The organism is Pseudomonas sp. UBA6699, assembly GCF_002454615.1.
GTDB lineage: Bacteria > Pseudomonadota > Gammaproteobacteria > Pseudomonadales > Pseudomonadaceae > Aquipseudomonas > Aquipseudomonas juntendi.
This window is the reverse complement of record NZ_DKJF01000120.1, coordinates 21,072-37,768: the sequence shown is the minus strand read 5'-3', so window position 1 is coordinate 37,768 and position 16,697 is coordinate 21,072. Positions and strand designations below refer to the sequence as shown.

17 protein-coding genes are annotated in these 16,697 nt (G+C 62.9%); 6 read left to right on the top strand and 11 right to left on the bottom strand.

What is annotated here, in order from left to right; genetic code table 11:
* Positions 1–91: 91 nt before the first annotated feature.
* A complete protein-coding gene (gene rpiA / locus B3361_RS22205; protein ID WP_047150262.1) occupies positions 92–766 on the top strand; it encodes a ribose-5-phosphate isomerase RpiA in 675 nt (224 codons plus the stop codon).
* Between the two features lie 103 nt (positions 767–869).
* Here the strand turns inward: rpiA and B3361_RS22200 are convergent, their stop codons facing one another.
* From B3361_RS22200 to B3361_RS22185, 4 genes are all read right to left on the bottom strand, one after another.
* Positions 870–1,772, bottom strand: coding sequence for an SdiA-regulated domain-containing protein (locus B3361_RS22200; protein ID WP_054905146.1), 903 nt, complete (start codon positions 1,770–1,772; stop codon positions 870–872).
* Positions 1,773–1,862: 90 nt separating this feature from the next.
* Entirely contained in the window at positions 1,863–2,783 is a 921-nt protein-coding gene (locus B3361_RS22195) for an SdiA-regulated domain-containing protein (protein WP_029887617.1), read from the bottom strand.
* Between the two features lie 211 nt (positions 2,784–2,994).
* Positions 2,995–3,660, bottom strand: coding sequence for a fumarylacetoacetate hydrolase family protein (locus B3361_RS22190; protein ID WP_054905147.1), 666 nt, complete (start codon positions 3,658–3,660; stop codon positions 2,995–2,997).
* A gap of 25 nt (positions 3,661–3,685) precedes the next feature.
* Entirely contained in the window at positions 3,686–5,083 is a 1,398-nt protein-coding gene (locus tag B3361_RS22185) for an FAD-binding oxidoreductase (RefSeq protein WP_054905148.1), read from the bottom strand.
* Between the two features lie 171 nt (positions 5,084–5,254).
* On the opposite strand from B3361_RS22185, the gene serA reads away from it, so the two are divergent.
* Positions 5,255–6,484, top strand: a complete 1,230-nt coding sequence (serA, locus tag B3361_RS22180) for a phosphoglycerate dehydrogenase (protein WP_009683687.1) — start codon at positions 5,255–5,257, stop codon at positions 6,482–6,484.
* 150 nt (positions 6,485–6,634) lie between these two features.
* Here the strand turns inward: serA and B3361_RS22175 are convergent, their stop codons facing one another.
* Entirely contained in the window at positions 6,635–7,111 is a 477-nt protein-coding gene (locus B3361_RS22175) for a DUF4399 domain-containing protein (protein ID WP_054905149.1), read from the bottom strand.
* Between the two features lie 224 nt (positions 7,112–7,335).
* Here B3361_RS22175 and B3361_RS22170 point away from each other — a divergent pair, with 224 nt between their 5' ends.
* Complete coding sequence (locus B3361_RS22170) at positions 7,336–7,824, top strand: transporter substrate-binding domain-containing protein (protein ID WP_009683689.1); 489 nt, start codon at positions 7,336–7,338, stop codon at positions 7,822–7,824.
* Between the two features lie 83 nt (positions 7,825–7,907).
* Here the strand turns inward: B3361_RS22170 and B3361_RS22165 are convergent, their stop codons facing one another.
* Complete coding sequence (locus B3361_RS22165; RefSeq protein ID WP_054905165.1) at positions 7,908–8,540, bottom strand: 2OG-Fe(II) oxygenase; 633 nt, start codon at positions 8,538–8,540, stop codon at positions 7,908–7,910.
* Positions 8,541–8,653: 113 nt separating this feature from the next.
* Between B3361_RS22165 and B3361_RS22160 the strand changes: the two genes are divergently transcribed.
* Positions 8,654–9,406, top strand: coding sequence for a DUF2059 domain-containing protein (locus tag B3361_RS22160; RefSeq protein WP_054905150.1), 753 nt, complete (start codon positions 8,654–8,656; stop codon positions 9,404–9,406).
* Here B3361_RS22160 and B3361_RS22155 read toward each other — a convergent pair whose 3' ends face one another.
* Positions 9,407–10,333, bottom strand: a complete 927-nt coding sequence (locus tag B3361_RS22155; RefSeq protein WP_286920362.1) for an alpha/beta hydrolase — start codon at positions 10,331–10,333, stop codon at positions 9,407–9,409.
* Between the two features lie 217 nt (positions 10,334–10,550).
* Here B3361_RS22155 and B3361_RS22150 point away from each other — a divergent pair, with 217 nt between their 5' ends.
* Complete coding sequence (locus B3361_RS22150) at positions 10,551–11,120, top strand: DUF6436 domain-containing protein (protein WP_054905152.1); 570 nt, start codon at positions 10,551–10,553, stop codon at positions 11,118–11,120.
* On the opposite strand, the gene B3361_RS22145 is transcribed toward B3361_RS22150, so the two are convergent.
* On the bottom strand, positions 11,099–11,665 hold the full coding sequence (locus B3361_RS22145; protein ID WP_054905153.1) for a sugar O-acetyltransferase: 567 nt from the start codon (positions 11,663–11,665) through the stop codon (positions 11,099–11,101). The genes B3361_RS22150 and B3361_RS22145 overlap by 22 nt on opposite strands.
* Positions 11,666–11,750: 85 nt before the next feature.
* Between B3361_RS22145 and B3361_RS22140 the strand changes: the two genes are divergently transcribed.
* Positions 11,751–14,114 (top strand): penicillin acylase family protein, encoded by a 2,364-nt coding sequence (locus tag B3361_RS22140; RefSeq protein ID WP_054905154.1) that lies wholly within the window; start codon positions 11,751–11,753, stop codon positions 14,112–14,114.
* 162 nt (positions 14,115–14,276) lie between these two features.
* Here the strand turns inward: B3361_RS22140 and B3361_RS22135 are convergent, their stop codons facing one another.
* The 3 genes from B3361_RS22135 to B3361_RS22125 form a co-directional block, all read right to left on the bottom strand.
* On the bottom strand, positions 14,277–15,062 hold the full coding sequence (locus B3361_RS22135) for a MetQ/NlpA family ABC transporter substrate-binding protein (RefSeq protein ID WP_054905155.1): 786 nt from the start codon (positions 15,060–15,062) through the stop codon (positions 14,277–14,279).
* A 161-nt stretch (positions 15,063–15,223) separates the two neighbouring features.
* On the bottom strand, positions 15,224–16,066 hold the full coding sequence (locus tag B3361_RS22130) for a sigma 54-interacting transcriptional regulator (protein ID WP_054881744.1): 843 nt from the start codon (positions 16,064–16,066) through the stop codon (positions 15,224–15,226).
* 49 nt (positions 16,067–16,115) lie between these two features.
* A complete protein-coding gene (locus B3361_RS22125; RefSeq protein WP_054905156.1) occupies positions 16,116–16,697 on the bottom strand; it encodes an alpha/beta hydrolase in 582 nt (193 codons plus the stop codon).

Below are 16,697 nucleotides of genomic sequence, written 5' to 3'. Positions count from 1 at the left end.
ACCCCAGCGCTACGTCGGGCGACCACAGCAAAGCCGTGCGAGCCGTTATACTAGGCAACTTTGAAACCGCCCTGCCCCTTCCGGAGCCCGCATGACCCAGGACCAACTCAAACAGGCCGTCGCCCAGGCCGCTGTCGACTTCATTCTGCCCAAGCTGGATGAAAAGAGCGTCGTCGGCGTCGGTACCGGTTCGACCGCCAACTTCTTCATCGATGCCCTGGCTCAGCACAAGACCGCCTTCGACGGTGCCGTCGCCAGCTCCGAGGCCACGGCCCAGCGCCTGAAGGGGCATGGTATTGCGGTGTACGAACTGAACAGCGTCAGCGAGCTGGAGTTCTACGTGGACGGCGCCGATGAAAGCGACGCGCACCTGAACCTGATCAAGGGCGGCGGCGCAGCCCTGACCCGTGAGAAGATCGTTGCAGCAGTGGCCAAGACCTTCATCTGCATCGCCGATGCCAGCAAGCTGGTGCCGGTGCTGGGCGCCTTCCCACTGCCGGTCGAGGTGATCCCGATGGCCCGTAGCCACGTGGCCCGCCAACTGGTCAAGCTGGGCGGCGACCCGGTGTACCGCGAGGGTGTGGTGACCGACAACGGCAACGTGATCCTCGATGTGTACAACCTGCAGATCACCAACCCGGTGGAGCTGGAAGCACAGATCAACGCCATTGTTGGCGTGGTGACCAACGGCCTGTTCGCGGCGCGGCCGGCGGACCTGCTGTTGCTGGGTACTGCTGAAGGTGTGAAGACCCTGACGGCCAATTAAACCGCTTCGCGGGTAACCCGCTCCTACAGCGATCGCCACTGGCATGGAGCCTGGCGAGCTATCTGTAAGAGCGGGTTTACCCGCGAAGGGCCCTGACAGACGATCAGTCAGCCGGCTGCTTGAACACATAGAACAGGTTCGGCTCACTGACCAGATAAAGGGTTCCCGCCTCGTCCATCGCAATCCCCTCCGCCTGCGGTACGGTCGCCTGCAAGCCCTGGTAGCCCTTGCGCAGCGACAGGGTACTCAGCGGCCTGCCCTCGATATCCAGCTCCAGCAACAGCCGCGACTCGTCGGACAATGCCAGCAGGTGCCCACTGCGCTCATCGAACTGCAAGCTCGACAAGTCCCGCACGAACAACCGTGAATCGCGCTTGCGGTCCTGTACTACATGCACGGCATAGGGCCTTTCCGGGTTGTCATGCGGGAAGCCGTGAACCTCGTAGATGAGCATCGGGTCGCGTTCCTTGGCCACGAACAAGCGCTTGCCCGCTGAGTCGTAGGCCAGCCCTTCGAAGCCTTTGTTGCCGTTCAGGCCAATGCCCAGGCTGAGCTGCTCGGCATCGCCGGCATCAAGGAACAACGTGTCGTCGTCCAGGCGCACCCGGATCAGCCGTTGCTGACGCTCGTCGGAAATCACATAGCTGTTTGGCCCGACATACTCCACGGCCTCCGGGTCGCCGAAGCCCGTCAGCGGCACGCGGCGCAGGATGCGCCCGTCCAGCGACAGCTCGATCAACTCCGAACGGGCGTTGGTGACGGTAAACAGGGTCTTGCGGTCAGGGTCGTAGGTCAGCGCCGATATATCGTCGTTCAACCCTTCGATAGGCTGCGCTTCCAGCACCACCCGGTAGCGCTCCAGGCCCATGCTCTGCTCGGCGGGCTGCCACCAGGTCTTGAAGTTGAACCAGGCGCGCTCGTAAAGGCGGAACTCATGCCCGGCCCAGCCGAGCAGGCACAGGCAGACAACGGCTATTACCAGGGATAGACGAACAAAACCACGCATACAGGCAGACTCGGCACAAGGATGGCGAATCTAACCATGAATGACTGAAATAAAGCTTAATGCCAGCATCCGCAAAAGCGGATTGTTGGCTCAGGGTTTTCTGAAGCGATAGAACAATGCCGGCTCACTGACCATGTACAGATTGCCCTGGTCGTCCATCGCCACCCCCTCGGCCCGCGGGATGGTGCCTTGCAGGCCGTTGAACCCGCCGAGCAAAGTCATGAAGCTGACCTGCTGCCCCTGCTGGTCCAGCTCCAGCAGCATGTTGGAGTCGGCCGACAAGACCAACAGGTGGCCTGTACGCGGGTCGACACCCAGCGCCGAGAGGTTGCGCAAGTCGAGCTGATCGCTTGGCAGCGGCTGCTTGTCGCCCTTGAGCTGGCTGCGGCCATCGGTGTTCCAGGTGTACAGCTTGGGCGGGCGCTCCTCGCCGATGACCAGGCGCTGGTGCAGCGGGTCCCAGGCGACGGCCTCGAAGCCTTTGTTGCTTTTCACCGACTGCCCCAGGTCATAGCTTTTGAAGTCGGCGTGGTTGAGCACCGCCGTGTGCCCGTCCACCTTGACCAGGGTCAGGTCATGCAGGCGCTCGTCGGTGATGGCCAGGTAACCGTCTTCCAGCACGGCAACGCCTTCCGGGTTGTTCCAGCCGTTGAGCGGGATCTTGCGCAGCACATCGCCGTCCAGGCTCAGTTCGACCAGGAACGGGTTCTTGCCCATGACCGCGAACAGCGTCCGGGTCTGCGGGTTGAACGCCACGTCCGACGCTTCGTCATCGTCCATGCCCGGCAGGGGCTTGGCATCGATGTCTACCTGATAATCCGGCAGCCATACGCTTTCGCTGCGCTCGGCGCGGCTTTCAAAACCTTCCTTCAGCCATAGCGCACCACGGTCATCCCAGTGCATCGCCATGGCCACGCCATAGCCAATCACCGCCGCCACCGCCAGGCCAAAGGGCCAGCGCAGGTAGAAACGACGCTTGGGGGTTGCCGGGGCGTTGGGGGGTGATGGCATGCAGCGGTCCTGAAGCAGTGGGCGTAGATGCGCGCATTATCCGCATTCGGTGTGAAAAAAACGCCAAATCCTGCCTGGACGCGCATTCTTTGTGGGAGCGGCCTTGTGTCGCGGAAAGGGGTGCGAAGCGCCCCCGGGATTCATGCGTCAAGCACCTATTGCCGGGGCCGCACTGCGGCCCTTTCGCGACGCAAGGCCGCTCTCACAGGGCTCAGAGCACCCGGCTTTCGAAGCGGCTGACACCCGGCAGTTCCAGCACCAGCTCGTCACCGACATTGAACGGCCCCACGCCCGCCGGGGTGCCGGTGAGGATCACATCCCCCGCCAGCAGCGAAAAATTCGCGGCCATGTGCTGAATCATCGGCACGATAGGGTTGAGCATCATTGCGCTGTTGCCGTCCTGGCGTACTTCGCCGTTCACCGTCAGCCGTACCGGGATGTCGGTCACGTCCGGGAAGCTGGCAGCCGAGACGAACGGCGGCAGTACGCAGGCACCGTCGAAGCTCTTGGCCAGCTCCCATGGCAGGCCTTTTTCCTTCAGTTTGGCCTGCACGTCGCGCAGGGTCAGGTCCAGGGCCGGGGCGTAGCCGGATATGGCGTCCAGCACCTCTTCCTCGCTGGGGTGCGAGGACAGTGACTTGCCCAGCAACACGGCGATTTCTGCCTCGTAATGCACCGAACCGCGCTCGGTCGGGATCTTGAAGCCGCCTTGCGCGGCGACCACGCAACTGCCGGGCTTGATGAACAGCAGCGGTTCGCTGGGGATCGGGTTGTCCAGTTCCTTGGCGTGTTCGGCATAGTTACGGCCAATGCACACCACCTTGCCCAACGGGAAGTGGATGCGCGTGCCGTCTACATACTGGTGCTGGTAACTCATGGCCGACTCCTTTGCATGCTGCTTTTTATTCAGGAGCGAAGATCTTACCCGGATTCATGATGCCGTTAGGGTCGAACACGGCCTTAATCGCCTTCATGCAGGCAATTTCTTCGGCCGAGCGGCTGTAGCCCAGGTAGTCGCGCTTGGTCATGCCTACGCCGTGCTCGGCAGAGATCGAGCCGTTGTAGCGTTCGACGATCTCGAACACCCACTTGTTGACCTTGGCGCACGAGGCAAAGAACACGTCTTTGTCCATGTGCTCGGGCTTGAGGATGTTCAGGTGCAGGTTGCCATCGCCGATATGGCCGTACCACACCACTTCGTAATCCGGGTAATGCTCGGCCACGATGGCATCGATATCGCGCAGAAACGCCGGTACTTTCGAGACCGTGACTGAAATATCGTTCTTGTACGGGGTCCAGTGCGAGATGGTTTCCGACAGGTACTCACGCAGCTTCCACAGGTTTTTCAGCTGGGTTTCGCTCTGGCTCATCACCCCGTCCAGTACCCAGCCCTGCTCGACGCAATGCTCGAAGGTGGCCAGTGCCTGGTTGGCGACTGCCTCGGTGCTGGCCTCGAACTCCAGCAGCGCATAAAAGGGGCAGTCGGTGGCGAATGGCGCCGGCACATCACCACGCGCAAGGATCCTGGCCAGGCCCTTGTCCGAGAAAAATTCGAAGGCCGTGAGGTCGAGCCCGCCCTGGAAGGCGTGCAGCACCGGCATGATCGAGTCGAAGTCCGGCGTGCCCAGCACCATGGCGGTGAGGTTGCGCGGGGCGCGGTCCAGGCGCATGGTGGCTTCCACCACGAAACCCAGCGTGCCTTCGGCGCCAATGAACAGCTGGCGCAGGTCATAACCGGTGGCGTTCTTGATCAGGTCCTTGTTCAGCTGCAGCAACTCGCCCTTGCCCGTCACCACCTTCAGCCCGGCCACCCAATTGCGGGTCATGCCGTAGCGGATCACCTTGATGCCGCCGGCATTGGTGCCGATGTTGCCGCCTATCTGGCTGGAACCGCTGGAGGCGAAGTCTACCGGGTAATACAGGCCCTGCGCTTCGGCGTAGCTTTGCAACTGGCGGGTGACCACCCCGGGCTGGCAAACCACCGTGCGGTCGAAGGCATTGAAGTCGAGAATCCGGTTCATGTTGTCGAAGGCCACCACGACTTCGCCATTGGCCGCCACGGCCCCCGCGGAGAGCCCGGTGCGCCCACCCGACGGCACCAGCGCCACCCTGTGCGCATTGGCCCAACGGACAATGGCCTGCACCTGCTCGATGGTCTTGGGCAGCACGATGGCGCTGGGCGCCGGTGCATAGTGCTTGGTCCAGTCCTTGCCATAGGCGTCGAGGGATGCCGGGTCGGTCAGGACCTTGCCAGGGTCGACAAGGGTCATCAGTTCTTCAATTGCAGCGGGGTGGGTCATCGCTGGAACTCTCGACTTATTCATAGTCACCCTGAGCACTCTTCACCTGTCGGGATAAGCTCAGATTGTGTCGCGTATGCTAGCATAGCGCTCCCGCTGTTCATGCTAAGGCCGCCCTCGCGCCTGGCATCACCCCTCGCCATTTTTTCTCCGGGATACAGGTTTACGCAGATGAGCAAGACTTCTCTCGACAAGAGCAAGATCCGGTTCCTTCTTCTTGAAGGTGTGCACCAGAACGCGGTCGATACCCTCAAGGCCGCCGGCTACACCAACATCGAATACCTCACTGGTTCGTTGCCGGAAGCCGAGCTGAAGGAAAAGATCGCCGATGCCCACTTCATTGGCATCCGTTCGCGCACCCAGCTCACCGAAGAGATCTTCGACTGCGCCAAGAAACTGGTCGCCGTTGGCTGCTTCTGCATCGGCACCAACCAGGTAGACCTGGAAGCTGCCCGCGAGCGCGGTATCGCCGTGTTCAACGCGCCCTACTCCAACACCCGCTCGGTCGCCGAGCTGGTACTGGCCGAAGCGATCCTGCTGCTGCGTGGCATCCCAGAGAAAAACGCCTCCTGCCACCGTGGCGGCTGGATCAAGAGCGCAGCCAACTCGTTCGAGATTCGCGGCAAGAAACTCGGCATCGTCGGCTACGGCTCGATCGGTACCCAGCTGTCGGTCCTGGCCGAAAACCTGGGCATGCAGGTCTACTTCTACGACCCGCTGACCAAGCTGCCACTGGGCAACGCCGTACAGGTCACCAGCCTGCACGAACTGCTGGGCCTGGCCGACATCGTCTCGCTGCACGTGCCTGAGCTGCCCTCCACCCAGTGGATGATCGGCGAGAAGGAAATCCGCTCGATGAAGAAGGGCGCGATCCTGATCAACGCCGCCCGTGGCACCGTGGTCGAGCTGGACCACCTGGCCGCCGCCATCAAGGACAAGCACCTGATCGGCGCTGCCATCGACGTGTTCCCGGTCGAGCCACGCTCCAACGACGAAGAGTTCGAGAGCCCGCTGCGCGGCCTGGACAACGTGATCCTCACCCCGCACATCGGTGGTTCCACTGCCGAAGCCCAGGCCAACATCGGCCTGGAAGTGGCCGAGAAGCTGGTCAAGTACAGCGATAACGGTACTTCGGTGTCTTCGGTCAACTTCCCTGAGGTGGCACTGCCAGCGCACCCAGGCAAGCACCGCCTGCTGCACATTCACGAAAACATCCCGGGCGTACTCAGCGAGATCAACAAGGTATTCGCCGAGAACGGTATCAACATCTCCGGTCAGTTCCTGCAGACCAACGAGAAAGTCGGTTACGTGGTAATCGACGTAGACGCCGAGTACTCCGACCTGGCGCAAGAAAAACTGCAACAGGTCAAAGGCACCATCCGTTCCCGCGTACTGTTCTGAGTTTGCTTGCAGCATGAAAAAGGGAGGCCCTGGTGGCCTCCCTTTTTTTTGCCGGTGGAAGCGGCGTCGCCTGCTCTCACAGGATCACCGCAAACCCGAAGCTTGCGGCCCCCCCTGTGGGAGCGGGCGAGCCCGCGAAAAGCCCAACACCTATTTCACGTCGACAGTAATCTTCTGCGACTCGACGCTCGGCTTGAACGGCACGTGATACTGGTCACCCAGCACCAGTTGCAGGGTGTGCTTGCCCGGGGTCAGGGTAATGCTGGTTTCGGTCTGTGCCTTGCCGAAATGCAGCACCTGCGGCCCGGCTGGCAGTGCGGTGCCGGCCTCTGGCATCAGGCTGGTCGGCAGCGGCATGTCGGCGACGGGCTCTTTGTCCACATCCACCAGCAAGTGGTGGTGGCCGGTGTGCGGGGTCTGGTCACCAGCAGGCTTCAGGCCCATGCCTTCAATGCCGAACTTGACGGTAAAGGTCTTGTCGACGGTGGCACCATCGGCGGGGGAAACGATGAAGACCTTGGCATCCTTGGGCGGCTCCTGGCTCTTCAGGGCGTCTGCGGCACTGGCCAACACCGACGCTCCCATCAGCAAACCGGCAACGGCAGCACGCGAAAATAGGCTGTTCATTCACTTCTCCTGTGATTCACTCATTGACCGCAGCTTGTCATCCAACAGCGGCGGTAGTTCACCTTAGTTGAAATATGCGCCAAGGTGTTCACGTTGCCTGACAGAAAAATTTGAGTCAGGGTTAAACAATGCCGAGGCGCCAAGGTCTTAGGCTGCGTTCGATCATGGCGAGGAATAAAGCCATGACGAAAGTTATTCACCTGTAAAAGAAAAAGGGGCCTTCAATGCGTTCGACCATAGGGGTACTGCTGGCAGTACTGATCAGTCCATTGGCCCAGGCGGAGCTGATCGACGAAATCGCCGACCGGGGCGAACTGCGCATTGCCGTACAAGCCGACAACCCGCCTTATGCGTTCAAGCAAGACGAGCGGCTGAGCGGTTTCGATGTGGAATTTGGCCAGGACCTGGCCCGCGAACTGGACCTGCGTGCCGAATTTGTCGAGGCGCCTGCGGACGAGGTACTGCCAGGTGTGGAAAGCGGCAAGTATGATGTCGCGCTGACCCCAGCGAGCGAAGCACTCAAGAGTGACGGTCCGCTTGACGCGAGCCTGCCGTTTGGCGAGAAGAAGCTGGTGATCCCGTTCCAGAAGGACAACCCGGCGTTTGAAAGTGCCGTTAACAATGCGCTGCAGCGGTTGAAGGACAGTGGCCGCACGGCCGAGCTCGAACAGAAGTGGTTCAAGGGTGTGCAGGAGACTGCGGCCGGGCAATGAGGTTTGTGCGGTCTGTGCCGCCCTCATCGCACTACGTGGCTTATTGATTTGGCAGGCAAGCGCTGACCAGCATCTTGGGCAAATCAGAACGGGTCATTGCCACGCCGCCGGAACCAGCCCGTCAACGACAAGCGCTCACGCCCGGCGGGCAGCACTTCGTGAGGCACCTCACCCGACAGGAACACCACCAGGCAACCTGCCAGCGGCTCGACCAGGGGCTCGGCACCGTCGGCGAGGAACATGCGCAGCTGCCCACCATCCTGCGGCTGCCAGTCTTCGTTCAGGTAAAACACCGCCGAGACCATGCGCCGATCATCGTCACGAAAGCGGTCCAGATGCCGGCGATAAAATGCACCGGGTGGGTACAGGGCAAAATGGCACTCGAAATCCTGCAGGCCGAGAAACAGGCCCTGGTTGATGGCCAGCCGTAACTGGTCCATGGCCGCCAGGTACCGGTCGCAAGCCTCGGCCTGGCCAGGGTCGATCCACTGGATCTGGTCGCCGCGAATGGTTTCGCGTACTTCCTGGGCATCACCGCGCCCCACCCCGGCCGGGTTGAGTTCGCCTTCGGCATAACGGCGCCGGCACTCGACCGCCAACGCGCGCGCAAGGTCGACAGGCAGAAACAGCGCCTGTTGGGACCAGCCATGGGTGGCCAGATCGTCAACGACGGCCGCGAGCATCGGGTTTTCGGGGGAAGTATGCATGGCGCGCATCATATCCATTCGCCCTGGCGGCGCACAGCGCCACTTGGCCGAGAAACACGCACATATCTCGACAAACCGGCGCCGGGCCAAGGACAATGGTCGCCTGCCGACAGGAGTCCTGAATGCGCCGTCTGTTTTCCCTGATTCTGCTGATGATCTGCACCACGCCTGTCTGGGCAGATAACCTGGATCAACTGTACAAGGCTGCCGGCTGGCCCGACCAGCGCGCCCACTTCAACGATGCCCTCACCGCCGCCCAGGCGCGCTACCGCAACAGTTTACCGCCCGCCGTGTACCAGGCGCTGGTCGACAACAGCAACCAGCGCTTCCAGGCCCAGGCGGTAGACCGTCGTGCCCAGGCAAAGCTGCGCGCCAGCCTGGCCAACCCGGCACCGGCCCTGGCGTTCTTCCAGTCGCCGCTGGGGCGCAAGGTGGTAGCCGCCGAGCTCAAGGCCACGCGCAAGGATGAACTGGCCAGAAACGCCAAGGGCTTGCCGAAAATGCAGGCCAGCGATGACCGCCTGCTGATCATTGGCCACCTGGCTCAGGCCTTGCCAGCACGCGAAGCCGGCGCCGAAGTCAGCCTGGCCATCGCCGGCGTGGCGGCCGACAGCCTCAGCTCGATGATCCCCGGCCTGTTGGGCGGCGGCCAGGCGCAAGGCCTGCTCGACGGTCAGCGCCAGCGGCTCATGGGGCAAATTGGCGAAGACCTCAACAATACGTTGCTGTACGTGTACCGCGACCTGTCCGACGCCGAGCTGGAAGAGTTCGCCACCTTTGCCGAGTCGCCCGACGGCAAGGCCTACTACCAGGCGGCACTGGCCGCGGTGCGTGCCGGCCTGGCAGTGGGCCAGAGCAGCAACGAGCTGAGGTGATCAGCCCAGGCGCTGGTCGATGAAATCGAAGTAGCGCTGGCGAATGCCTGGCAGCTCGTTGGCCAGGTGGTGACGCGCGTCGGGCAGCATCAGGATCTGCGGCTCAGCGAACTTGGCCTTCAGCACCTCCAGGTTGTATGGCCAATCCACCGTGCCGTCGGCCTCTCCCTGTACGATCAATGGCCGCCGTGTACTTTTGGGCGCAGCCTCGATGCGTTTGACCCAGGCGATCAGGGCACCCACCCAGGCAGTGGGCAGCCGGCGCGGTTGCAGGGGGTCGGCCTGGAGAAACGGCAGGAAGGCAGGGTCGTTGGTATTCTCACTGAAGCGCCGCTCGATACCATTGACGAAATGGCGCAGCACGCGATAGCTGAACTTGGACCAACGCCAGGCACATGGCCGCACCAGTGGCGCCAGCAGAATGACCTGGCCATCCACAGGGCTATGGGCACCTTGGTACAGCAAATGGTCCACCGCGATCGCCCCACCCGTGCTCTGCCCGCACAAATGCCATGGCCGCGGCAGCTGCAACGAACGCGCCTGTTCGAACAGCGCCTGCAGCACCTGCTGGTACACCGCGAAGTCGCTGATGCTCGCCCGCTCGCCGCTGGACAGCCCATGGCCGGGCAGGTCGCAGCTGATGACCGCAAAACCTTGCCCGAGCGCCCACTCGATCACATGCCGATAGAGGCCCATGTGGTCGTAATAGCCATGCAGCAGGAACAGCGTCGCGCTTGGCTGCTCGGGTAGCCAAGCCTGCCCGGCCAACTCGAACCCCGCGGCCTGGAAACCGCCCAGCCAGCTGTGGGCCGACAGGTTCAGGCCATAGAAACGCTGGTAATCCTGCGCTTGAGTCGACAGCGGATGGCGCGCGGTGAACGGCGCCAGGCTGGCACGCAGGCGGTCGGGCTGAAAGTCAGGGGGCATCGGGTACATCCACAGTGAAGCAAGTATTGATCTGGGATATTCAGCTCTGGCCGGCATCGTGGCAAGCTTCGGCCATGCATTACCTGTACTGGCGCTATCGCCGGCAAGCCAGCTCCCATAGGGATATCACCAGGCCTCAGGCCGTTGACAACCTGTGGGGGCTGCCTTGCGGGCGACAGGGCCAGTGAACCCACCACAAAAATACCAGCAGATATCCATGCAAACCCGCCTCGCCAAACCTGCCCTAATGAGCCTCGCCCTGCTGCTCTGCGCCGCCACCCTTTGGCAGGTCTACACCACCTTCCAGGCCCGCTACCTGCGCCCGTTCGACAACCAGGCCACGCTGTTCGACGGCAGCCAGTTGCAGCTCCCCGCCGAGCTGGCCGGCCCGGGCCCGATCCGCGTGGTGCACTTCTGGGACCCGGCCTGCCCGTGCAACGTCGGCAACCAGCAACACCTAGGCGACCTGGTCAGCCAGTTCGCCAAACAGGGCGTGGCCTTCCACGTGCTGCAAAAGCCCGGCAGCCATGGCCAGCTGCCAGCCAACCTCACCGGGCTGCAACCGCTGGGCAGCCTGCCCGGTAGCGAACACCTGCCCGCCTCGCCGGCCGTGGCTATCTGGGATCGGCGAGGTCACTTGGCCTATTTCGGCCCCTACAGCGAAGGCGCTGTCTGCAATGCCAGCAACAGCTTCATCGAACCTATTCTCAAGGCACTGCTCGACGACCGCCAGGTCAGTGCCTCCAATACCCTGGCGGTTGGCTGCTATTGCCCTTGGGCAGGTTGACGCACCCGTGCAGGGTTACCCACCACCGTGGCACCGGCCGGCACATCCCGGGTCACCACGCTGCCGGCACCAACCACCGCGTTATCGCCAATGGTCACACCCGGCAGAATGACCGCCGCACCGCCGATCCACACATTGTTGCCAATGGTCACGGGGCGCCCGCTTTCCAGCCCGCTGCGCCGCACGTCGGGGTCCAGCGGGTGGTCGGCGGCGTAGATCTGCACATTGGGGCCGACCTGGCAGTCATCACCGATAGACACCGGCACCACGTCGAGCATCACGCAATTGAAATTGATGAAGGTGTTGCGGCCGACGCGGATGTTGTAGCCATAGTCGCAGTAGAAGGGTGGGCGGATCACGGTGCCCTCGCCCACATGGCAAAAATGCTCGCGCAGCAAGCCATGACGGGCGTCGTTAAGCAGTTCCACGCTGTTATTGTAGCGGTGCATCCAGTGCTTGCTGGCGATCTGCTCGGCCTGCAATTCAGGGCAGCCAGCGTGGTAGAGCTGGCCGGTAAGCATCTTCTGTTTTTCGCTGAGTGCCATGGAAACACCTTCCTGGGGCAGTGCTCGTTCGCGCATCCACCCAAGGTCGGACCCTTTTTTTTCGTAGATTGCTCAAGGAGTCTGCATGAAGCGCAGCCTGACCCTACTGGCCGTGGTTGTTGCCGTGGCCGCTGGCGCTGGTTACTGGTATGCACAGGGCAAGCTGCCACAGCGTGAAGGCGAAGTGGCGATGGCCGGCCTGCAGGCGCCGGTCAGCGTGCGCTACGACAGCCGCGGGGTGCCGCACCTGCAAGCGCAGAACGAGGCGGACCTGTACCGTGCGCTGGGCTATGTGCATGCCCAGGACCGGCTGTTTCAAATGGAGATCATGCGCCGCCTGGCACGTGGCGAACTGGCCGAGGTGCTGGGCGACAAGCTGCTGCCCACCGACACGCTGTTCCGCAGCCTGCGCATACGCGAGCAAGCCGCCCTGATGGCCAGGCGCCAGGACCCGCAATCGCCGGCCGCCCTGGCTTTGCAAGCCTACCTCGACGGGGTCAACCGCTGGCAGGCCAGCCACCCCAAGCCGGTGGAGTTCGACCTGCTCGGTATCACCCCACGCCCGTTCACCGCCGAAGACACCCTGAGTATCGCCGGCTACCTGGCGTACAGTTTTGCCGCAGCGTTTCGCACCGAACCGGCGCTGACCTACATCCGCGACCAGTTGGGCCCTGACTACCTGAACATTTTCGACCTGGGCTGGCAGCCCGAGGGGGCCCTGGGCAAACCGCTGGCGGCGGCCGACTGGCGCAGCCTCGAAGGCCTGGCCCGGCTCAGCCACGAAGCACTGGGCGATGCCGGCATTCCGCAGTTCGAGGGCAGCAATGCCTGGGCCGTCGCCGGTAGCCGCACACGCAGTGGCAGGCCGTTGCTGGCAGGCGACCCGCACATCAGTTTTGCAGTACCGGCGGTGTGGTACGAGGCCGAACTGTCGGCACCCGGCTTCAACCTGTACGGCTACTTTCAGGCGCTCAACCCGTTCGCCCTGCTCGGCCACAACCGCGACTTCGGCTGGAGCCTGACCATGTTCCAGAACGATGATGTCGACCTGATCGCCGAACGCACCAACCCGGCCGACAGCAACCAGGTCATGGTCGATGGCCGGTGGCACACACTGGAAACCACCCAGCAGCAGATTGCGGTAAAGGGTGAAGCGCCAGTCACCCTCAACCTGCGTCGCTCGCCCCATGGCCCCATCGTCAACGATGTACTGGGCAATATCGCCGGCACCACGCCAGTAGCCCTGTGGTGGGCGTTTCTCGAAACCGAAAACCCGATCCTCGAGGGTTTCTACCAGCTCAACCGCGCCGACTCCCTGGGCAAGATGCGCGAAGCCACAGCCAAGGTCCATGCGCCGGGGCTGAACTTTGTCTGGGCCAACGCCCGCGGTGATATCGGCTGGTGGGCGGCAGCGAAGTTGCCGATACGCCCAGCCGGCGTCGACCCGGCGTTCATCCTCGACGGCGCCAGCAGCCAGGCCGACAAGCTCGGTTTCTACCCCTTCAGCGCCAACCCGCAGCAGGAGAACCCGGCCCGCGGCTATATCGTCTCGGCCAATTACCAACCACCGGCGGCGGTGCCGATACCGGGGTACTACAACCTGCCCGATCGTGGCCGCCAGCTCGATCGCCAGCTGGCCAACCCTGAGGTGAAGTGGGACACCCAGAACAGCCAGGCGCTACAGCTGGACACCACCAGCGGCTATGGCCCGCGCACGCTGGCCCCGCTGCTGGCGACCCTGCGCGCCATAGCCGAAGGTGATGAGGAAAAGGAACTGGTGGAACAACTGGCCGCCTGGGCGGGCGATTACCCGCTGGACTCGACCAGCGCCACCCTGTTCAACCAGTTCCTTTACGAGCTGGCCTACTCGGCCCTGCATGATGAACTGGGCGATACCTGGTTCCCGGTACTGATCAGTACCCGCGCCATCGACGCGGCCTTGCCACGGCTGGCGGCGGATGCCGATTCGCCCTGGTGGAATACCCGGGGTGGCAGCCAGCGCACCGACAGGACCCAAGTGGTGCGTACGGCATGGCACAACAGCCTGAAGCACCTGCGCGACACCCTGGGCGACGACCCGTCGCGCTGGCAGTGGGGCAAGGCCCATACCTTGACCCACAACCACCCCCTGGGGGTGAAAAAGCCGCTGAACCTGCTGTTCAACGTTGGGCCATTCGCCGCCCCCGGTACACATGAAGTACCGAACAACCTGTCGGCGAAAATCGGCCCGGCGCCATGGCCGGTCACCTACGGCCCCTCGACGCGGCGGCTGATCGACTTTGCCGATGCCGGGCAGGCGCTGACCAGCAACCCGGTAGGGCAGAGTGGCGTGCCCTTCGACCGGCATTACGCAGACCAGGCCGAGGGGTATGTGCAAGGGCGGTATCAGAAGGCGCAGATGGGGGTGATTCCGGCGCAGAGCACGCTCAGGCTGGTGCCGGCGCAGTGATTGCTCTGGTTGGTATGTCGCTTTGAGATTGCCGGGGCTGCTTTGCAGCCCATCGCGACACAAGGCCGCTCCTACAAGATGGCGCTTTGGTAGGGGCGCTGCGGCCGGAAGCAAAAACGCCGACACATGGGGGTCGGCGTTTTTTCGTTGACTGCTGGCGGATCAGAACGCCGGCAGTACGGCGCCCTGGTACTTCTTGGCGATGAATTCCTTCACTTGCGGGCTGGTCAGGGCCTTGGCCAGTTTCTGCATGGCATCACTGTCCTTGTTGTCCGGGCGCGCGACCAGGAAGTTCACGTACGGCGAGTCGGCACCTTCGATCACCAGCGCATCCTTGGCCGGGTTCAAGCCGGCTTCGAGGGCGTAGTTGGTGTTGATCATGTCCAGGTCCACCTGGTCCAGCACGCGTGGCAGCATGGCCGACTCAAGCTCGCGGAACTTCAGGTTCTTCGGGTTCTCGGCAATGTCCTTGGGGGTGGCCAGGGCGTTCTTCGGGTCCTTCAGGGTGATCAGGCCGGCCTTCTGCAGCAGGATCAGAGCACGCCCGCTGTTGCTCCCTTCGTTCGGAATGGCAACGGTGGCGCCCTCTTTCAGCTCGCTCAGGCTCTTGACCTTCTTCGAATAGCCACCGAACGGCTCGACGTGCACGCCCACCACGGTTACCAGGTGGGTGCCCTTGCCTTCGTTGAAGCTCTTCAGGTAAGGCAGCGTCTGGAAGTAGTTGGCGTCCAGGCGCTTCTGGTCCACCTGCACGTTCGGCTGCACGTAGTCGGTGAAGACCTTGATCTGCAAGTCCACCCCTTCTTTGGCCAGGGTAGGCTTGATCAGCTCGAGGATTTCGGCGTGCGGTACCGGGGTAGCGGCAACCACCAGTTTCTCGGCAGCGGCGGCCAGGCCGGAAAACGCGAGGGCGGCGGCCAGGGCGGTGGTCAGCAGGGTCTTCTTCATGGTGGTCCTTATTCTGAATCTGGGCCATCGGCGATGGCGAATCGGCTGCCCAACCGCTTCACCAGTGGGCGTGAAGCGGACAATACCTAGAATTTTTATTCCGTAACAATATCTTTTATTTCGCTAGTTATTCCAAAAAATACAGTCACTACGGGTTTTGCTTATGAGCCATGGCTAGCCAGGGGTCTTGGCAGGTCGAGGTCATGGGGCAACAGCTCGTCGCTATCATTTACCAGCAGGGCAAAGTGAATGACATTCTCCAGCTCGCGGGTATTGCCCGGCCACGGGTGGGCTTCCAGCACCTGCTGCGCGGCCTCGCTCACCAGGGGCACCGGGCGCTGCAGCCGGGCACTGTAGATACCCACGAAATACTCGGCCAACGGCAGGATATCGCCTGGCCGCTCGCGCAAGGGCGGCAGCTCCAGCGCGCCTTCATGCAGGTAGTGGTAGAGCCGCTCGTGGAAGCGACCGGCACGCACCACCCGAGCCAAGTCGATACTGCTGGCGGCTACCAGCCGTACATCCACCGGCTGTGGCTGTTGCGCCCCAACACGCATCACCTCACGGTTCTCCAGCGCTGCCAGCAGCTTGCCCTGGATGGCCAGCGGCAAGTCGGCGATTTCGTCCAGGTAAAGCGTGCCGCCGTTGGCCGAGCCAAACCAGCCGGCGCGGCTGCTGGCCGTACCGCCATGGCTGCCAGCGCTATAGCCGAACAACTCGGCGTCGGCATAGGTCGGGCTGATGGCCGCGCAGTTGACCGACACGAACAGCCCGCTACGGTCGCTGGTACGGTGGATTTGCCGCGCCAGCAGCTCCTTGCCGGTACCGGTCTCGCCACGGATCAGCACCGGCAAGGGTTGCGGCGCCAGGAGCTCAAGCTCATCGCGCAGCCGCTGCGAGCGTGGGTCGATGAACACCAATGCCTTGGCACGGATGCTCAAGGGGCTTTTGTCCAGTTCAGGAAAGGTCAGCAGCGGCTGGCCAAACGGGTTTTGAAAAGTCATGAAGAAACTCCCGCCCCAGGCCTGAGGTGGCCGGGCGTACAGGGGCCAATCAGGCGCGGCGCAGTGCGCGCTGCTCGACCCGGCTTTGCAAGCGATACAAGTAGGCGAAGCCTTGTTCCCAGCGCTCATGCCCGGACTTGACGTTGATGTGCCCGGCGTTGCTCAGCAACCCCGCTTCGGCACCCCAGGCCTGGGCCAGGTATAACGCCCGCGGCACGCTCACGGCAGGGTCGTTGTCCGAGCTGACAACCTGGCTGGGAAATGGCAACACCCCGAGCGGAATCGGCGCAAAGTTGCGCAGGGCCGACGCACAGGCGGGCCGCTCGACGTCCGCAGGCGCCACCAGCAACGCCCCCCTCACCCGCCGCAGCAACGCCGGGCTGGCCTGCGCGGCCCAATGGGCGACGGTGATGCAGCCTAGGCTATGGGCGATCAGGATGACTGGCGAGGGCTCGGCGGCAATCGCCTGTTCCAGCGCCTGCACCCAGTCCTGGCGTTGCGGGGTCAACCAGTCATGCTGCTCGACCCGCGCGCTGTTGGGCAGGGTGCGCTGCCAGTGGCTTTGCCAGTGGTTGTCTGGCGATCCTTGCCAGCCCGGCACAATCAGGTATCGAATCGACTCATTGCGCAT